The 15,645-nt window shown below is 70.5% G+C and carries 13 protein-coding genes; 7 read left to right on the forward strand and 6 right to left on the reverse strand.

The annotated features are described in order from the left end of the window. Positions 1-30 precede the first annotated feature (30 nt). From CJ226_RS04840 to mnhG, 6 genes are read left to right on the forward strand one after another with little or no spacing between them, the layout of a single operon-like run. Complete coding sequence (locus CJ226_RS04840; protein ID WP_062637630.1) at positions 31-3,003, forward strand: Na+/H+ antiporter subunit A; 2,973 nt, start codon at positions 31-33, stop codon at positions 3,001-3,003. Then, positions 3,003-3,593: a Na(+)/H(+) antiporter subunit C gene (locus CJ226_RS04845; RefSeq protein WP_257996519.1), complete on the forward strand. Its 591-nt coding sequence runs from the start codon at positions 3,003-3,005 to the stop codon at positions 3,591-3,593. The genes CJ226_RS04840 and CJ226_RS04845 overlap by 1 nt, the downstream gene beginning before the upstream one ends. Then, a complete protein-coding gene (locus tag CJ226_RS04850; protein WP_062637628.1) occupies positions 3,590-5,143 on the forward strand; it encodes a Na+/H+ antiporter subunit D in 1,554 nt (517 codons plus the stop codon). The genes CJ226_RS04845 and CJ226_RS04850 overlap by 4 nt, the downstream gene beginning before the upstream one ends. Continuing rightward, a complete protein-coding gene (locus CJ226_RS04855) occupies positions 5,140-5,733 on the forward strand; it encodes a Na+/H+ antiporter subunit E (RefSeq protein WP_062637626.1) in 594 nt (197 codons plus the stop codon). The genes CJ226_RS04850 and CJ226_RS04855 overlap by 4 nt, the downstream gene beginning before the upstream one ends. After that, a complete protein-coding gene (locus tag CJ226_RS04860; protein WP_025105196.1) occupies positions 5,730-5,999 on the forward strand; it encodes a monovalent cation/H+ antiporter complex subunit F in 270 nt (89 codons plus the stop codon). The genes CJ226_RS04855 and CJ226_RS04860 overlap by 4 nt, the downstream gene beginning before the upstream one ends. Next, entirely contained in the window at positions 5,996-6,385 is a 390-nt protein-coding gene (gene mnhG / locus CJ226_RS04865) for a monovalent cation/H(+) antiporter subunit G (protein ID WP_102208479.1), read from the forward strand. The genes CJ226_RS04860 and mnhG overlap by 4 nt, the downstream gene beginning before the upstream one ends. Positions 6,386-6,451: 66 nt before the next feature. Here the strand turns inward: mnhG and CJ226_RS04870 are convergent, their stop codons facing one another. The 5 genes from CJ226_RS04870 to CJ226_RS04890 all read right to left on the reverse strand — a co-directional run bounded on the left by CJ226_RS04870 (position 6,452) and on the right by CJ226_RS04890 (position 13,240). After that, positions 6,452-7,213, reverse strand: coding sequence for an alpha/beta fold hydrolase (locus CJ226_RS04870; RefSeq protein WP_062637622.1), 762 nt, complete (start codon positions 7,211-7,213; stop codon positions 6,452-6,454). A 35-nt stretch (positions 7,214-7,248) separates the two neighbouring features. After that, positions 7,249-9,891, reverse strand: coding sequence for a penicillin acylase family protein (locus tag CJ226_RS04875; RefSeq protein ID WP_102208480.1), 2,643 nt, complete (start codon positions 9,889-9,891; stop codon positions 7,249-7,251). A 132-nt stretch (positions 9,892-10,023) separates the two neighbouring features. Further along, positions 10,024-11,859 (reverse strand): YhgE/Pip family protein, encoded by a 1,836-nt coding sequence (locus CJ226_RS04880; RefSeq protein WP_062637620.1) that lies wholly within the window; start codon positions 11,857-11,859, stop codon positions 10,024-10,026. Beyond that, a complete protein-coding gene (locus tag CJ226_RS04885) occupies positions 11,856-12,617 on the reverse strand; it encodes a hypothetical protein (RefSeq protein WP_180964537.1) in 762 nt (253 codons plus the stop codon). Before CJ226_RS04885 ends, CJ226_RS04880 begins: the two co-directional genes overlap by 4 nt. Then, on the reverse strand, positions 12,614-13,240 hold the full coding sequence (locus CJ226_RS04890; RefSeq protein WP_062637618.1) for a TetR/AcrR family transcriptional regulator: 627 nt from the start codon (positions 13,238-13,240) through the stop codon (positions 12,614-12,616). The genes CJ226_RS04885 and CJ226_RS04890 overlap by 4 nt, the downstream gene beginning before the upstream one ends. Before the next feature lie 203 nt (positions 13,241-13,443). Between CJ226_RS04890 and CJ226_RS04895 the strand changes: the two genes are divergently transcribed. Further along, on the forward strand, positions 13,444-14,151 hold the full coding sequence (locus CJ226_RS04895; RefSeq protein ID WP_180964538.1) for a GntR family transcriptional regulator: 708 nt from the start codon (positions 13,444-13,446) through the stop codon (positions 14,149-14,151). A 44-nt stretch (positions 14,152-14,195) separates the two neighbouring features. On the opposite strand, the gene argG is transcribed toward CJ226_RS04895, so the two are convergent. Next, positions 14,196-15,641 carry an argininosuccinate synthase gene (gene argG / locus CJ226_RS04900; protein WP_025105204.1) on the reverse strand — a complete coding sequence of 482 codons (1,446 nt, stop codon included), beginning with the start codon at positions 15,639-15,641 and terminating at the stop codon, positions 14,196-14,198. Positions 15,642-15,645: the final 4 nt, after the last annotated feature.

The following is a 15,645-nucleotide window of genomic DNA, read 5'->3' on the forward strand; positions in this document are numbered from 1 at the left end:
ATGGCCGACGAGCCCCGAGGAGCCGCGTATATGCTGATGCTCCTCGCAGTGTTCCTCCTCGGGTCGCTCTTGATGCCCGTTCTGGTGCGCTGGCTGGGAGCTCAGGCTTTCGCCGTCGCCGCCCTCGTCCCGGCCGCCGCGTTCGTGCACGCGCTCGTGCTCACCCCGCACGTGCTCGACGGCCCCGTGCCGTTCGTCTCCGTGCCGTGGATCCCGCAGCTCGGACTGAACCTGTCCATGAACATGGACGTCCTCGGGTGGGTCCTCACGCTCATCGTCACGGGCGTCGGCGCGCTCGTGCTCCTCTACTGCCGCTGGTACTTCCACGACGAGGCCGCCGGCATCGGGCAGTTCGCGGGCGTCCTCCTCGCGTTCGCGGGGGCGATGTACGGTCTGGTCCTCACCGACGACCTCGTGATGCTCGTGATGTTCTGGGAGGCCACGAGCATCCTCTCCTACCTCCTCATCGGTCACTACCGTCGCCGCGCCGCCAGCCGACGCGCCGCGCTGCAGGCCCTCCTCGTGACCACGCTGGGCGGACTGGTGATGTTCGTCGGCGTCGTGCTCCTCGTCGTCGACACCGGCACGTCGAGCATCCGGGAGATCCTCGCCATCGCGCCGACCGGCCCGATCGTCGATGCGGCGATCGTCATGCTCCTGATCGGCGCCATCAGCAAGTCGGCGCTGTTCCCCTTCCACTTCTGGCTCCCCGGCGCGATGGCGGCCCCGACTCCGGTCAGCGCCTACCTGCATGCCGCGGCCATGGTGAAGGCCGGCATCTACCTCATCGCCCGCTTCGCGCCCATCTTCGCGTTCAGTCCCACGTGGCGGCCGATCGTGCTCACGCTCGGCATCCTCACCATGCTCCTCGGCGGCATCCAGGCGCTGCGGGAGACCGACCTCAAGCGGGTGCTCGCGTTCGGCACGGTGAGCCAACTCGGCTTCTTCGCGGTCGTCGTCGGCTACGGCACGCAGGCGGCCGCCCTCGCCGGCATCGCCCTCGTGATCGGGCACGCGCTGTTCAAGTCGGCGCTGTTCCTGATCGTCGGCGTCATCGACCGGCAGCTGTCCACCCGTGACGTGACCGAGCTCTCCGGCGTCGGCCGTCAGGCACCGGTCATGGCTACGGCCGCGTTCATCGCCGTGGCGTCGATGGCCGGGGTGGCACCGACCATCGGGTTCGTGGCGAAGGAGTCGACGCTCACGGCGCTGCTGGACGATGCGCAGGGCGGGTCGGCGTGGGGCCTCGTCGCCCTGATCGGCGTCGCTCTCGGGTCCATGCTCACTGCGGCATATGGCGTCCGCTTCCTCTGGGGGGCGTTCTGGACCAAGCGCGATGCCGACGGACAGCGGCAGCCGGACACGGTCTGGCCCGACCCCCCGGTGGGCTTTCTCTCCGCGCCGATCATCCTCGCCGGAGTGACGCTCGCCGCGGGTATCGGCGCCCCCGCGCTCGACGTCGCCCTCCAGCCGTATGCGCTGACCGCGACGCCGGGACTCGACCACGAAGGCGCAGCCGTCGAGGGACCGGGTCACCTCGCCCTCTGGCACGGCCTCGAGCCCGCACTCGGCATCTCGATCCTGTCGATCCTGCTCGGCATCGGGCTCTTCCTGCTCACGCGCCGGACCGGGTGGGACCGCCGCCCCCGCCTGCTGCCGTTCACGGCCGCCGACGCCTATTACGTGGTGATGCGCGGCATCGACCGGCTCTCGGTGCTGAGCACGACGCTCACCCAGCGGGGCTCGCTGCCCGTCTACGTGGGGACGATCTTCGTCGTCTTCGTCGCCGCCGAGGTCACCGCGCTCGTGGCGAGCGACATCGACCGCTATCAGCTCTCGCTGTGGCACACGCCGGCCCAGCTCGCCGTCGCGCCGATCATGGCCGTCGCCGGCGTCGTGGCGGTGCGTGCGCGCAAGCGCTACACCGGCGTCGTGCTCGCCTCGGTCACCGGTCTGGGCATGGTCGTCCTCTTCGCCACCAGCGGCGCACCGGATCTCGCGCTCACCCAGATCCTCGTCGAGACGGTGACGATGGTGACCTTCGCGCTCGTCCTGCGCCGACTGCCGGCGCGCATGGGCGAGCACAACGCCTCCGTGAGCCGTATCCCGCGCGCTCTCCTCGGCATCGGCGTCGGCCTCACCATGGCGTTCGTCGCCGTCGTCGCGACCCAGTCCCGCGTGGCCGACCCGATCTCGGCGATCTTCCCGGAGATCGCGTACGAGATCGGCCACGGCAAGAACGTCGTGAACGTGGCGCTCGTCGACCTCCGCGGCTGGGACACGATGGGCGAGCTCTCCGTGCTCGTGCTCGCTGCGACCGGTGTCGCCTCGCTCGTCTTCGTCACGCACCGCGCCGACCTCCTCGCCGCCACCAAGACCCTGCCCCGCTCGCTGCGGAAGTCCGCGCGCAGCCGGCCGCTCGTGGAGACCCGGGACGGTGTGCGCTTCCAGACCGCGGAGAACCGCTCGGCACCGCGGGCCTGGCTCGTCGGCGGCCAGAAGATGAAGCCCGAGAACCGGTCGATCCTGCTCGAGGTCATCGTCCGCATCCTGTTCCACACGATCATCGTCGTGTCGATCTTCCTGCTCTTCGCCGGGCACAACCTCCCCGGCGGCGGCTTCGCGGGCGGGCTCGTCGCCGGCATGGCGCTCGTCATGCGCTACATCGCGGGAGGGCGCTGGGAGCTGGGCGCTGCGGCGCCGACCGATGCCGGTCGCCTCCTCGGCACGGGTCTGATCCTCGCCGTGGGCACCGCGGTTGTGCCGCTGTTCTTCGGCCTCGCGCCGCTCACCAGCACCTTCTGGGAGTGGGAGATCCCCGGCATCGGACACATGGAGTTCGTGACCTCGACCATCTTCGACATCGGCGTCTACCTCGTCGTGATCGGGCTCGTGCTCGACGTGCTCCGCAGCCTCGGTGCGGAGGTCGACCGGCAGGCCGCGCTCCGCCCCGGCGAGAGCACCGCCGTCGACTTCTCCTCGCGGACCGGGGGGAACGGCTGATGGACGTCTCGCTCGCCCTCATCGCGATCATGGCCGTGCTCTTCGCCTGCGGCGTGTACGCGATGCTGGAGCGCAGCCTCACCCGCGTCCTCATCGGCTTCCTCCTGCTCGGCAATGCGACGAACCTGCTGCTGCTCATCGTCATGGGCGTGCCGGGCAACGCGCCGTTCTTCGGTACCGACGGCGATCTGAGCGACCCGCTGCCGCAGGCCCTGACGCTCACCGCCATCGTCATCACGTTCGCGGTGTCGGCCTTCCTGCTCGCGCTCATCTACCGGTCGTGGCAGCTCGGCCAGGCGGACACGGTCGAGGACGACGAGGCCGACATCGCGCTGCGCGAGCGCACCGACGAAGACGAAGACCTCATGGACGACGAGTCGGAGACGGACGACGACGACGCCACGACCGACTTCGTGGGCGTGCAGACCGCGCCGATCACCGTCCTGCACATGCGCGACAACCCGGCGATCCACGATGACGCGCCGTACGACGCGCCCTTCGTCGCCGAGCCGGAGCCCGAACCCGACGGTGCCGCCGACGGCGCTGCAGACCGGGACGACGACACGACAGACGGGGAGGGCAGGCCATGACCACGCTCGTCCCGCTCCTCGTCGCCCTGCCGCTCCTCGGGGCGGCCATCACCCTCGTCTTCGGTCGCAACGCGCGCCTGCAGGTGTTCGTCACCGTCGCCACGCTCGCGGTCGTGTCCGTCATCGCGGCGGTGCTGCTCGTCGTCGTCGACGCGGGCTCCCCGCTCGCGGTATCCGTGGGCGGGTGGCCGGTGCCATTCGGCATCGTCCTCTACGTCGACCGTCTCGCCGCGCTCCTGGTGCTCGTCTCCAGCGTGGTGCTGCTCGCGGTCCTCCTCTTCTCCATCGGTCAGGGTGTGGCCGACGGGGCGGACGAGACCCCGATCTCGATCTTCAACCCCTCGTACCTGATCCTCGCCGCCGGCATCTTCAACGCCTTCATCGCCGGTGACCTGTTCAACCTGTACGTCGGGTTCGAGATCCTCCTCGTGGCCTCGTACGTGCTCATCACCCTGGGCAGCACGGAGTCGCGCATCCGCACCGGCGCCGTCTACATCGTCGTCTCGCTCGTGTCGTCGATCCTGTTCCTCGCGTCGATCGCGATGATCTACGGCGCACTCGGCACGGTCAACATGGCGCAGATCGCCGAGCGGATGTCGGAGCTGCCGCAGGACACGCAGCTCGTGCTGCACCTCATGCTCGTGGTCGCCTTCGGGATCAAGGCCGCGATCTTCCCCGTGTCGTTCTGGCTGCCCGACTCCTATCCGACCGCTCCCGCGCCCGTCACGGCCGTGTTCGCCGGCCTGCTGACCAAGGTCGGCGTGTACGCGCTGATCCGCACCGAGACGCAGCTCTTCGCCTCGAACAGCATCGACACGCTGCTGCTCATCATCGCGTTGGCGACGATGATCGTCGGGGTCCTCGGCGCCGTCGCGCAGGCCGAGCTCAAGCGGATCCTGTCGTTCACGCTCGTCAGCCACGTCGGCTACATGATCTTCGGTCTCGCGATCGCGACCCCGGCGGCGATCGGCGCGACCGTGTACTACATCGTCCACCACATCGTCGTGCAGACCACCCTGTTCCTCGCGGTGGGACTCATCGAGCGTCGGGCCGGCAGCACCTCCATCCTCCGGGTCAAGGGTCTGCTCAAGATCGCGCCCGTGATCGCCCTGCTGTACTTCATCCCGGCGATCAACCTCGGTGGTCTGCCGCCGTTCTCCGGGTTCATCGGCAAGTTCGCCCTGTTCGAAGCGGCCGCGTCCGTGGGCACGCCGCTCATGATCGTGCTCATCTTCGGCGGCATCATCACGTCGCTGCTCACCCTCTACGCGCTCATGAGGGCCTGGAACCTCGCGTTCTGGCGTGAGGAGGAGGACTCGACCGAGACCGAGGGGCGCATCTCGTACCTCACCGGAGCCCCCGCCGCGGATGAGCAGCAGGAGCGCCGGCACATCCCCAAGATCATGACCGTGGCCACCGCCGGGATGGTCACCGTGACGGTGGCCCTGACGATCTTCGCGGGACCGCTGTACGCTCTGTGCGACCGTATCGGGGCGGGCCTGCTGCAGCCGGTCAACCTCGTCCAGCTGGAAGACGAGGTGGAGGGATGAGCCCCGAGACCAAGAGCGTCTGGCGGGACATCGGCATGCAGCTGCCGTTCCTCGCCTGGCTGATCGTGCTGTGGATGCTGCTGTGGGCCCAGTTCACGGTGCTCTCCTTCCTCACGGGGCTCGTGGTGGCCATCTTCGTGACGCGGGTGTTCCGCCTGCCCACGGTCGAGCTCTCCGGGCGCATCAACCTCTGGTACGGCGCGCTGTTCGTCGTGCAGTTCCTCTTCGCGATCCTCCGTGGCGCGCTCTCGGTGACCGTGCAGGTGTTCGACTTCCGCCGGCAGCCCGGCACCGCCATCATCGCGGTGCCGCTCCGCTATGCCGACGACCTCGTCATGACGCACGTCGCCGTGGTGTCGTCGCTCATCCCGGGCTCCCTGGTAGTCGAGGCCGACCGCGACCGCGGGATCCTCTATCTGCACGTGATCGGCGTGCGCAGCCGGGAGGACGTCGAGAAGCAGCGGCAGGGCGTGCTCGGCTGGGAGAAGCGCATCGTCCGGGCGCTCGGCAATCCGACCCAGTACCGCGCGCTCAAGGCCGACGAACGTGCCGGCCGCATCGACCCCGCGACGATCGGCGGTGCCCGATGAACACCCTGCTCCTCATCATCCTCGCCGTGTTCGGCGTGGCCGCGATCCTCGCCGTCATCCGCATCGTGCGCGGTCCGTCGATCCTCGACCGTGCCGTCGCCGCCGACGTGCTGCTGACCGAGGTCATGTGCGTGCTCGGCGCCGAGATGGCCATCAACGGCCACACCCGCAACATCCCCGTGCTCCTCATCATCGCGGCGGTCGGTGTGTTCGGATCGATCGCGGTCGCCCGGTTCGTCGCGAGAAGGGACAACACGACACCATGAACGTGTTCGGTCTGATGATCCCTGATGCCGTCGTCGACGTGGCGGTGCTCGTGCTCATCCTGCTCGGGGCGATCCTCTGCCTCTCCGCCTCCGTGGGACTCCTGCACTTCCGCGACGTGCCCACGCGACTGCACGCCGCGACGAAGCCGCAGGTGCTCGGGCTGCTGCTGATCTGCGTGGCGATCGCGCTGTCGCAGCGGTCCGTCGGCGGTGTGCTGTTCGGCCTCGTGCTCGTGGCCCCCGTGGTGCTCATGCAGTTCGCGACTGCGCCCCTGTCCGCGCACATGGTCGGGCGTCAGGCCTACCGCAACGGCACGATCGAGCACCGGGGTCTCGTCGTCGACGAGCTCGCCGAGTCGAAGCAGACCCCTCCCGCCGCCGGCTGACCGCTTCGAGTCGCGCACTGTGCTCCATTTCGGCCGCAGATGCCGCACAGTGAGCGATTCGAAGGGCTAGGTGCGGGCGGCGAAGGCCTCGATGAGGCGGGCGGCCGGCTCGGAGTCGCTGATGAGGGTGCCGTGTCCGTGGTCCGGGATGACGGCGAGCTCCGCGCCGGGGATCGCATCGAGGATGTCCTGGCACCAGCTCATCGGGGCTAGCGGGTCGTCCTCGCCGCGCAGCACCAGCACCGGGCAGGCGATGCGCACGAACGCCTTCTCCGGCTGATGCACGATGGTCGCCCGCATCTTGCGGATCAGGTGCGGGCCGCCGCGGAGGTACTCGCGGGCACCGCGCCAGATCACGAGGGGGCGCTCGCCCAGGAGGTCCTGAAGGAGGTAGCGGGCCTGGGCGCCGATGTTCCGTTCGGCCTTGTCGACGGTCGGACCCGCCAGCACGACCCCGGCCACGAGGGACGGATGCCGGGCGGCGAGCTCCGCGGCGATCTGACTGCCCATGGAGTGCCCGATCACCACGACGGGGTCGGCGTCGACATGCCGGAGATAGGCGGCCACGAGGTCGGCGTGCCGCTGCATCGTCAGCGTCCGTGTGGGCTCGGGGGCCTCGCCGAAGCCGGGGAGGTCGAGCGCGATCACCCGGCCCTGCAGCCGCTGGGTGAGGTCGAGGTAGACGCTGCGCCCCATGCCGATGCCGTGCAGCAGCAGGAAGGTGGGCGGACCGTCGCCGAAGGTCTCGGCGATGAGGGTCGCTCCTCCGTGCTCGAACTCGAGGAGGGTGGCCGGCGTCCCCTTCGGGGCGAGGTAGCTGGTGGGCACCCGACCACGCTAGCCGAGCAACCTCAGCCCCTTTCTCAGCCGGCAGGGGTGAGCGTCAGGGTGTCGACCGCGGCCGCCTTCACGGCCTTCGGTGTGAACGCCCAGTGACGCTGGACCCCCGTCGACCAGTCCTTCGTCTGATCGACGTAGTGCGCGTGGAAGGCGTGACCGGAGGCTCCGGTGAGGTGGATCCAGGTCGAGTCGTCGAAATCGGCGAGGTCGACGACCATGCGCATGGAGGGGACGGTGGTGGTGGCGTACGAGACGCCGAGCTGCCACCCCGTCGCATCGACCACGGAGGCCCCACCACCCACCGGATAGGGCCCACGGTTGAAGAGGGCCTCGATCGGGGCGATGCCGGAGGAGCCGAACGTGTCGCTGGTGAGGGTGAGGGCGTGCAGGTCGCCCCAGTTCCAGCGCGCCACGTCCGTGCCCTGGATCCCCGACAGCTCGTCGTACGCCTCCTCGGCCGACAGCGCGAGCATCTCGTCCCTGCTCTCGACATCGAGCTCGGGGTTGCTCCACAGCGGGTCGTCCGGGTCCTCGAGCATCGCACCGACGACGGTGAACAGGCGGCCCTGGCCGTCGATCGGCAGGGGCTGCTCGCGCTCGGCGAAGATGTTCTGCACGAGGTTCGACCACAGCACGTTCGCGTATGCGGCCCCGGCGGACGACGCGCTGTTCTGCGCGTCCCACCCGCGCAGCAGCTCGACCGCGCGCTGGGGCCCCGCTCCCTCGACCTCGACGTCGTCCATCGCGGCCACGAGCTGCGTGCCGATCCACATCTCGCCGTCCATCTGGATCTCGCGCATGTCGTCGGCCGTCAGTGGTCCGGCGGCGGCCCGGCGCTCGATGAGGTGCGCAATGCGGGCGGCGCGGTAGCCCTGGTCCCAGTCCCGCGAGAGGAAGTGCTCGTAGTCGTCGGTGACGATGGCATTGTTGGCCGTGACGATGTACCCGGAGCGGGGGTTGTAGGACACCGGCAGCTCCTCGAACGGGATGTACCCGGTCCAGTCGTAGCTGCTGTCCCATCCGGGCTGCGGCATCCAGCCGTCGCCGGCCCCGCGGATCGGCAGGCGGCCGGGGGTCTGGTAGCCGATGTTGCCGTCGACGTCGGCATAGATGAGGTTCTGCGCCGGCACGTCGAACAGCGAGGCCGCGCGGCGGAAGTCCTCGAAGTCCTGGGCGGTCGACAGCGCGAAGATCGCCGTCGCGGTGGTGCCGGGGTCGAGCGCCGTCCACCGCAGGCTCACGGCGTACTCGGCATCGTCGGACCCGGGGGCATCGGGCACGGTGCCCTCCGCCGCGAGCCCGGGCGTCGGATCGTCCGCGATCGCGGTGAAGTCGTCCGTGAGGCCGGAGATGATCGGTCCGTGCACGGTGGACCGGATGGTGAGCTCGATGTCGTCCCCGCCGGCGACCTCGATGGTCTCCGTGCTCTCCTCCAGCGGCACGAGCTCGCCGTCGCGCCAGTAGGAGTCGCCCTCGATGCGCTCGACGTACAGGTCGGTGACATCGGTGGTGAGGTTGGTGAAGCCCCACGCCACGCGCTGGTTGTGGCCGATGACGATGCCGGGAAGGCCGGAGAAGGAGAAGCCGCCCACGTCGAACGGACAGTCCTCGTCCACCGTCGAGCACTTGAGCTGCACCTGGTACCAGACCGACGGGAGCGAGGCGCCGAGGTGTGGGTCGTTGGCGAGCAGCGGCATCCCGGACTCGGTGAGGTCGCCGGAGACGACCCAGGAGTTGGAGCCGATGCCCTCGCCGACGTCGCCGACGAGCATGCTCGCCGCCTCGATGACGGAGGACGTCTCCTCCCACTCCACCGTGGTGAGCGCCTGCTGCGCCTCGCCGTCTCCCTGAGGCGTGGGGAAGGCCGCAGGCTCGGCGCCGGGCTCCAGCGGCGGGACGGTGGAGATGGTGGGCACGATCACCGGGTTCCGGTCGAAGGGGTACTCCGGGTAGAGCGTGCCGAGCAGGGCCTCCACGTCGGCGTCCGGGTCGTCGGCGAGCTGCCCCGCGAGCAGTGCGCGCTCGGTCTCGTCCTCGACGTTGGTGCGGAGATCCCAGGCCATCGCCTTCAGCCACGCCACCGAGTCCGCCGGCTCCCACGGCTCCGGCTCGTAGTCGGGGTTCTGCAATCCGAGGACCGCGTACTCGAGCGACAGCTCCGCGCCCGAACGCGAGGACAGATAGGCGTTGACGCCGTCCGCGTAGGCCTCGTAGTAGCCGCGGGTGACGTCGTCCATCGCCTCGACCTCGGCCTCGGCGGTGGTGCGCCAGCCCAGGGTGCGCAGGAACGCGTCGGTGCCGGCCTGGGAGGCGCCGAACAGCTCGGCGACCCGCCCGGAGGTGACGTGGCGGCGGAAGTCCATCTCGAAGAACCGGTCCTGCGCGTGCACGAAGCCCTCGGCGAAGAAGAGGTCGTCCGAGGAGTCGGCGGTGATCGTGGGCACCCCGCTGGCGTCGCGCTGCACCGTGACCTCCGCCTTCAGGCCGTCGAGCGTCGTGGTGCCCGAGGTCTGCGGGAAGGAGCGCTGGATCGTCCACGTCACGAAGAACGCGGCGGCGACGGCCACGATCACGACAGCGGCGACCACGAGGAACGCGATGCGTCCGATGCGGGCACCCAGGGAGGGGCGCGGGGGAACGGCGGACGCCGGCGAATCGGTCATCATCGTCGAGAACTCTTTCGGGTAGCCAGGTGGGACTCAGTCCCACCGAGCCCCAGTACGCGTTTCACGGGTACGCGCTCTCGCATCATAGCCCTCCCGCGCTCGCCGCGGGACGGCCCGCGGCGAGCGGGAGGCTCAGCCGATGAGGCTGGGCTGCAGATCGCGCAGCGTGCGGCGATGCGTCATGCGGGTCACCCCGATCATCGCCAGCAGCAGGGCCCCCGCCAGCCAGGCGCCCAGCACCGCCAGATCCCAGCCGGCCCGGGCGTAGTCGCCGCCGTACATGAGCTGGCGCATGGCATCGACGACGTAGCCGAGCGGCAGCACATGGTGCAGCGCCGCCAGGGGAGCGGGCAGGGTCTGCCACGGGAACGTCCCGCCGGCCGTGACGAGCTGGAGCACCATGAGGACGAGCCCGAGGAACTGCCCCACGGAGCCGAGCCAGACGTTGAGGGCGAGGATGATCGCGGCGAACGTGGCCGAGGCGAACATCATCACCCCGAGGGTGCCCAGCGGATGATCGAACGTGAAGCCGAGCGTGAGCGCCAGGATGCCCATCAGCCCGAGCATCTGCACCGCGCCGAGCATCGCCGGCGTCAGCCAGCCCGCGAGCGTGATCCGGATCGGGGAGTGCAGCGCCGTGACGGCGCGGCGGGAGATCGGCTTCACGATGAGGAACAGCGCATAGATGCCGATCCACGCGGAGAGGGCGGCGAAGAACGGGGCGAGGCCCGCGCCGTAGTCCTCGGCGGAGGCGACCTTGTCGCTGGAGACCTTCACCGGATCGGCGATCGTGTCGGCCTGCAGTGAGCGCAGGTCGGGGGTGGAGGCGGGGATGGCCTGCACGCCGTCGGCGAGGCCGTCCCGCAGCTCCGCGGTCCCGGAGGACAGCGTCTGCAGACCGTCGCGGAGCTGGGCCGCGCCCGCGTTCGCCGCGGCCGCGCCCGTCGCGAGGGTGCCGGCACCGCCGGCGAGATCGCGCGCCCCCGCGGCCAGGGAGGCGGAACCGGCGGCGAGCTGGTCGACCTTGCCGACCGCGTCCTGCACCTGGGCGTTGCCCTCCTCGATCCGGGTGCCGAGAGGATCCAGGCGCGCGAGCACCGCGTCGATCTCCTCGGGCGCGAGTCCCTGCTCGGTGAGGACGTCGGTGATGTCCGCGCGCACCTGCGGCAGGGCATTCGTCGCCTCCTGCACTGCGGCCCCGGCCCGGTCGGCGACGTCGGCGAGCTGGCGGTTGCCTGCACTCACCTGCTGGGCGCCGTCGGCGAGGGTCTGCGCCCCGGAGGCGAGCTGCGCGGAGCCCTCGGCGAGCTGCGCTGTGCCGTCGGCGAGGGACGTGCTGCCGGAGGCCGCGGTGCTCGCGCCGTCGGCGAGCTGTGTGGCGCCGTCGGTCGCGGAGATCAGGTTGTCGCGCACGTCGCTGAGGCCGGTCAGCAGTCTCTCCGCGGCCTCGCTGCCGACCATCTCGGCGACGGAGCTGCGGATCTTCTCGACGGCCTGCGATCCCATCGACGAGGCGAGGTAGTTGTTCGCGTCGTTCGTCTCCAGCTCGATCCGGGCCTGGTGCGGGTCGTCGCCCGCCGCGGAGGTGAGGGCGGCGGAGAAGTCGGCCGGGATCGTCACAGTGAAGTCGACCACGCCATGGCGCAGGGCGTCGGCGGCCTCCTCCTCGGTCATGCGCTGCCAGTCGAAGGCGTTGCCCTCGATGAGGTTCTCCGCCACGTCCTCGCCGTAGTTGACGGTCTCGTCGGTCGCCGGTTCGGTACCGGTCGTGGGGGCGGGAGCGCCCTCGTCGTCGACCACGAGGGCCACGGGGACCTCGGAGAACTTGGCATACGGGTCCTGGTTCGCCCAGAGATAGAGGCCGCCGTAGAGGATCGGCACGCAGATGAGGGCCACGAGGGCCAGGATGCCCATCCGGCTCGCGGTCAGGCGGCGGAGCTCGGCGGCGATCATGGCGGGAACCTTCATCGCGCTTCTCCTTCCTCGTCGGTCGTGGGTTCGCCCTGGTCTGGGGCGTCATCGTCGGTCGCGGATCCGTCCGCCGCCACGCTCTCCTCCGGCGTGTCCGCCGTGGGTTCCGGACGTTCGAGCGCCAGGGGCTCGATCGGTCCGGACGCATTGATCGCGTCGAACTCGTGCATCCGCTCGAGGGCGACGGCGGCGGAACCGCCGACGATCACGAGCATCGCGTATCCGCGGTCCGCGAACTCTGCCGCGATGCGCCACCATCCGTCCGGGCTGCCGCCGTGACGGTCCGGCGCGACGAGGACGATGCCCTCCACGCCCTCGCGGAGCACCGCGAGCTCGCACAGGATGCGCACGCGCGCGGCCGGATCGACCGAGCCGATGGGGACGGAGGCGAGCTCCTGGTACCCCACCCGGCCGAGCCAGCGGCGGGCGTGGAGCGGAGTCGCGCCGCGTCCGGCGAACATCAGCTCCTCGCCCACCACCCCGGCGAGGGTGATGTCCGGGTGCGGGTCGCTCACGTCGGGGGCGTCCACGAGGGCGACCCGGCGGCGCAGCTCCTTCGGACTCGCCGCCGCATCGATGGTGACGCGGCCCGTGTCCGGACGCATCCGCCCGCTCGCGATGAGGCCGAGCACAGTCGGCCGCTGCTCGGTCTCCGCGAGGGCGTAGCGGACGGCGCCGGAGTGGAACTCGAGACTCATGGACGGAAGCGCCTGGCCGGCGCGACCCTTGCTGACCTCGTGCAACGTGATCCTCATGCGCCGACCTCCTGGTCCTCGGCGGTGATGTCCTGGTGAGTGGAGAGCAGCTCGTCGGCCTCGCGCCAGGAGAGCCCGGCGATGCTGAGCACGGCCCGGACGGCGACGTCTCCCGCGCCGCGGCTCTGCGCGTCGGTGCGGGAGACGACCGTGCGCGCCATCTCCTCGATCAGTCGGGCGAGCGTCGGGGCGGCGAGGTCCGTGCGGAAGCTGCCGTCCTCCTGTCCCCGTCGTACGAGGGCGGCGACGCTCCGGCGCAACGGCGCGAGGGCTGCCGCGGTGTGCCCGACGTGCGCCTCGTCGAGGGCGAGCGCGGCGGCGACCTGGATGTGCCCCGCCTCCTCCCAGAGCCGGGCGGCCAGTCGGGCGAGAGCGAGGCGGGCGTCGGGGTCGTGGATCGAGGCGGCGATGGCGTTGAAACGCTGAGCGCCCGTGGAGACGAGTTCGCGGATCAGGGCGTCCCGGTCTTCGAAGTGCCCGTAGAGGGTGCGGCGGGACAGGCCGGCGGTGCGGGCGATCGCGTCGAGGGAGGCGTGCGGGTCGGTGGCAAGGGCGCTGCGAGCCGCGGACAGGATGCCGGCGCGGTTCTCCGCAGCGTCGCGACGAAGGGCGCGAGTGGTCATCCCTTCATGGTAATAACGTGCACAGCTCTGTGCAAGATAACTCAGCAACCTCGCAGCGTTCCGGTCCTGCGCCAGGATGCGGAGGTTCCTCCGGGGTGAGCTGTGTTATGTTACGCGTCGCGCTTCGGCGCATTTCTCAGCGGAGAGACCGGTCCGGACCGGCATTCCGGCGGGATCGGTCCAGGGAACGGCGGGGGGACGCCATGATCGAGAAGAAGGACGATGTGCGCGCGGGGAGTGCGACATCGGTGGCAGGGGATCGGCACCGCGGTCTGCAGGGCAGGCTGACGGACGCGATCGTCTCGGGGGCGCTCGCGCCGGGGACACGGCTGGACGAGCGCGACCTCGCTGTCGCACTCGACGCCCAGGCGGCAGAGGTGCTCCGCGCCCTCGACCGCCTCGCCGCGATCGGGCTCGTCGCGGTGCGCCGCGACGGCACGCGGTGGGTGACCGCGCTCGACGGCGACCGGGCGCGTGATGTGGTGGCCCTGTTCGGCGACGTCTGGATCGGCTCCGTCCGGCGCACGATGACGGTGCTCCACGCCGACGACCTCGCCTACCTGGACGAGCTCGTCGACGATGTGGCCCTGGCGGTCCGGTGGCGGGACGGAGCCGCGTTCGGCAGGGGCCTGCGTGCTCTCGCCGTCGCCTTCGCCCGGATCGAGGGCAACACGGAGCGCGCCGAGCTGGTCGGGAATCTGGGCACGCTTCTCGCGTGCGTCGCCCGTCGCGCGGGAAGTGTCTTCGATTGGTCGGATGTGCGCGCCGCGGTCGCAGGGATCGCCGTCGTGCTCCCCGGTCGCGACGCCGCGGCGATGCGCGCCGCTCTCATGACGCTGTTCGATGACGTGCTGCCGGGGATCGTCGACCGCGCGGTGGCGCCGACGCGTCCGCTCGCCGCCGCGTCCTGATCGCGGCCCGAGGGGCGCCCGGTGACCCGCAGCGCCCCGTGCGCTCAGTCGGTGCCGGAGTCGAAGGCCGCGCGCTCGGAGGCGGTGTCGACCGCGTCCGCGAGGTTCTCGTCCGCCTCCGAGATCGAGCCGTGCACCGACTCGGTGATCTCCGCCGACTCGCCGGCGGTCACGCGTCCGACGAGCTCGCCCGTCGCGCCGCCGACGAGGCCGAGGCCCGCGTACTGCTCCAGGCGGGCGCGGGAGTCGGCGATGTCGAGGTTGCGCATCGTGAGCTGACCGATCCGGTCCACGGGGCCGAACGCGGCGTCGCCGACGCGCTCCATCGACAGCTTCTCCGGCCCGTACGACAGGTTCGGGGAGACGGTGTCGAGGATCGTCCAGTCGTCGCCGCGGCGCAGGCGGATCGTCACGGTGCCCGAGATCGTCGAGCCGACCCAGCGCTGGATGGACTCGCGGAGCATGAGCGACTGCGGCTCGAGCCAGCGGCCCTCGTACATGAGGCGGCCGAGGCGGCGACCCTGCTCGTGGTACGTGGCGAGGGTGTCCTCGTTGAGGATGCCGTTGACGAGGCGCTCGTACGCGATGAAGAGCAGCGCCATGGCCGGAGCCTCGTAGATGCCGCGTGACTTCGCCTCGATGATGCGGTTCTCGATCTGGTCGCTCATGCCGAGGCCGTGGCGCCCGCCGATCGCGTTCGCCTCCTGCACCAGGGCCACCGGGTCGCTGAACTCGACGCCGTTGATCGCGACCGGACGGCCGCCCTCGAACGTCACCGAGACGTCCTCGGTCTCGATGGCGACGGACGGGTCCCAGAACTTCACGCCCATGATCGGGTCGACGGTCTCCAGCGACACGTCGAGGTGCTCGAGCGTCTTCGCCTCGTGGGTCGCGCCCCAGATGTTCGCGTCCGTCGAGTACGCCTTCTCGGCCGAGTCGCGGTACGGGAAGCCGTGCGCGACCAGCCATTCGCTCATCTCCTGGCGACCGCCGAGCTCGGTGACGAAGTCCGCGTCGAGCCAGGGCTTGTAGATGCGCAGGCGAGGGTTGGCGAGCAGGCCGTAGCGGTAGAACCGCTCGATGTCGTTGCCCTTGTAGGTCGAGCCGTCGCCCCAGATGTCGACGCCGTCCTCGCGCATCGCGCGCACGAGCAGGGTGCCGGTGACCGCGCGGCCGAGCGGCGTGGTGTTGAAGTAGGTCTTGCCGCCGGAGCGGATGTGGAAGGCGCCGCAGGAGAGCGCGACGAAGCCCTCCTCGACGAGCGCCGTCTTGCAGTCGATCAGGCGCGAGGCCTCGGCGCCGTACTCCAGCGCGCGCCCGGGGATCGAGGCGATGTCGTCCTCGTCGTACTGTCCGAGGTCACCCGTGTAGGTGAAGGGGACGGCGCCCTTGTCGCGCATCCAGGCGACGGCGACGGAGGTGTCGAGTCCTCCGGAGAAGGCGATGCCGACGCGCTCGCCGACGGGCAGGGACTGGAGGACCTTGGACATGGCT

Source organism: Microbacterium sp. UMB0228, assembly GCF_002871415.1.
Classification (GTDB): domain Bacteria; phylum Actinomycetota; class Actinomycetes; order Actinomycetales; family Microbacteriaceae; genus Microbacterium.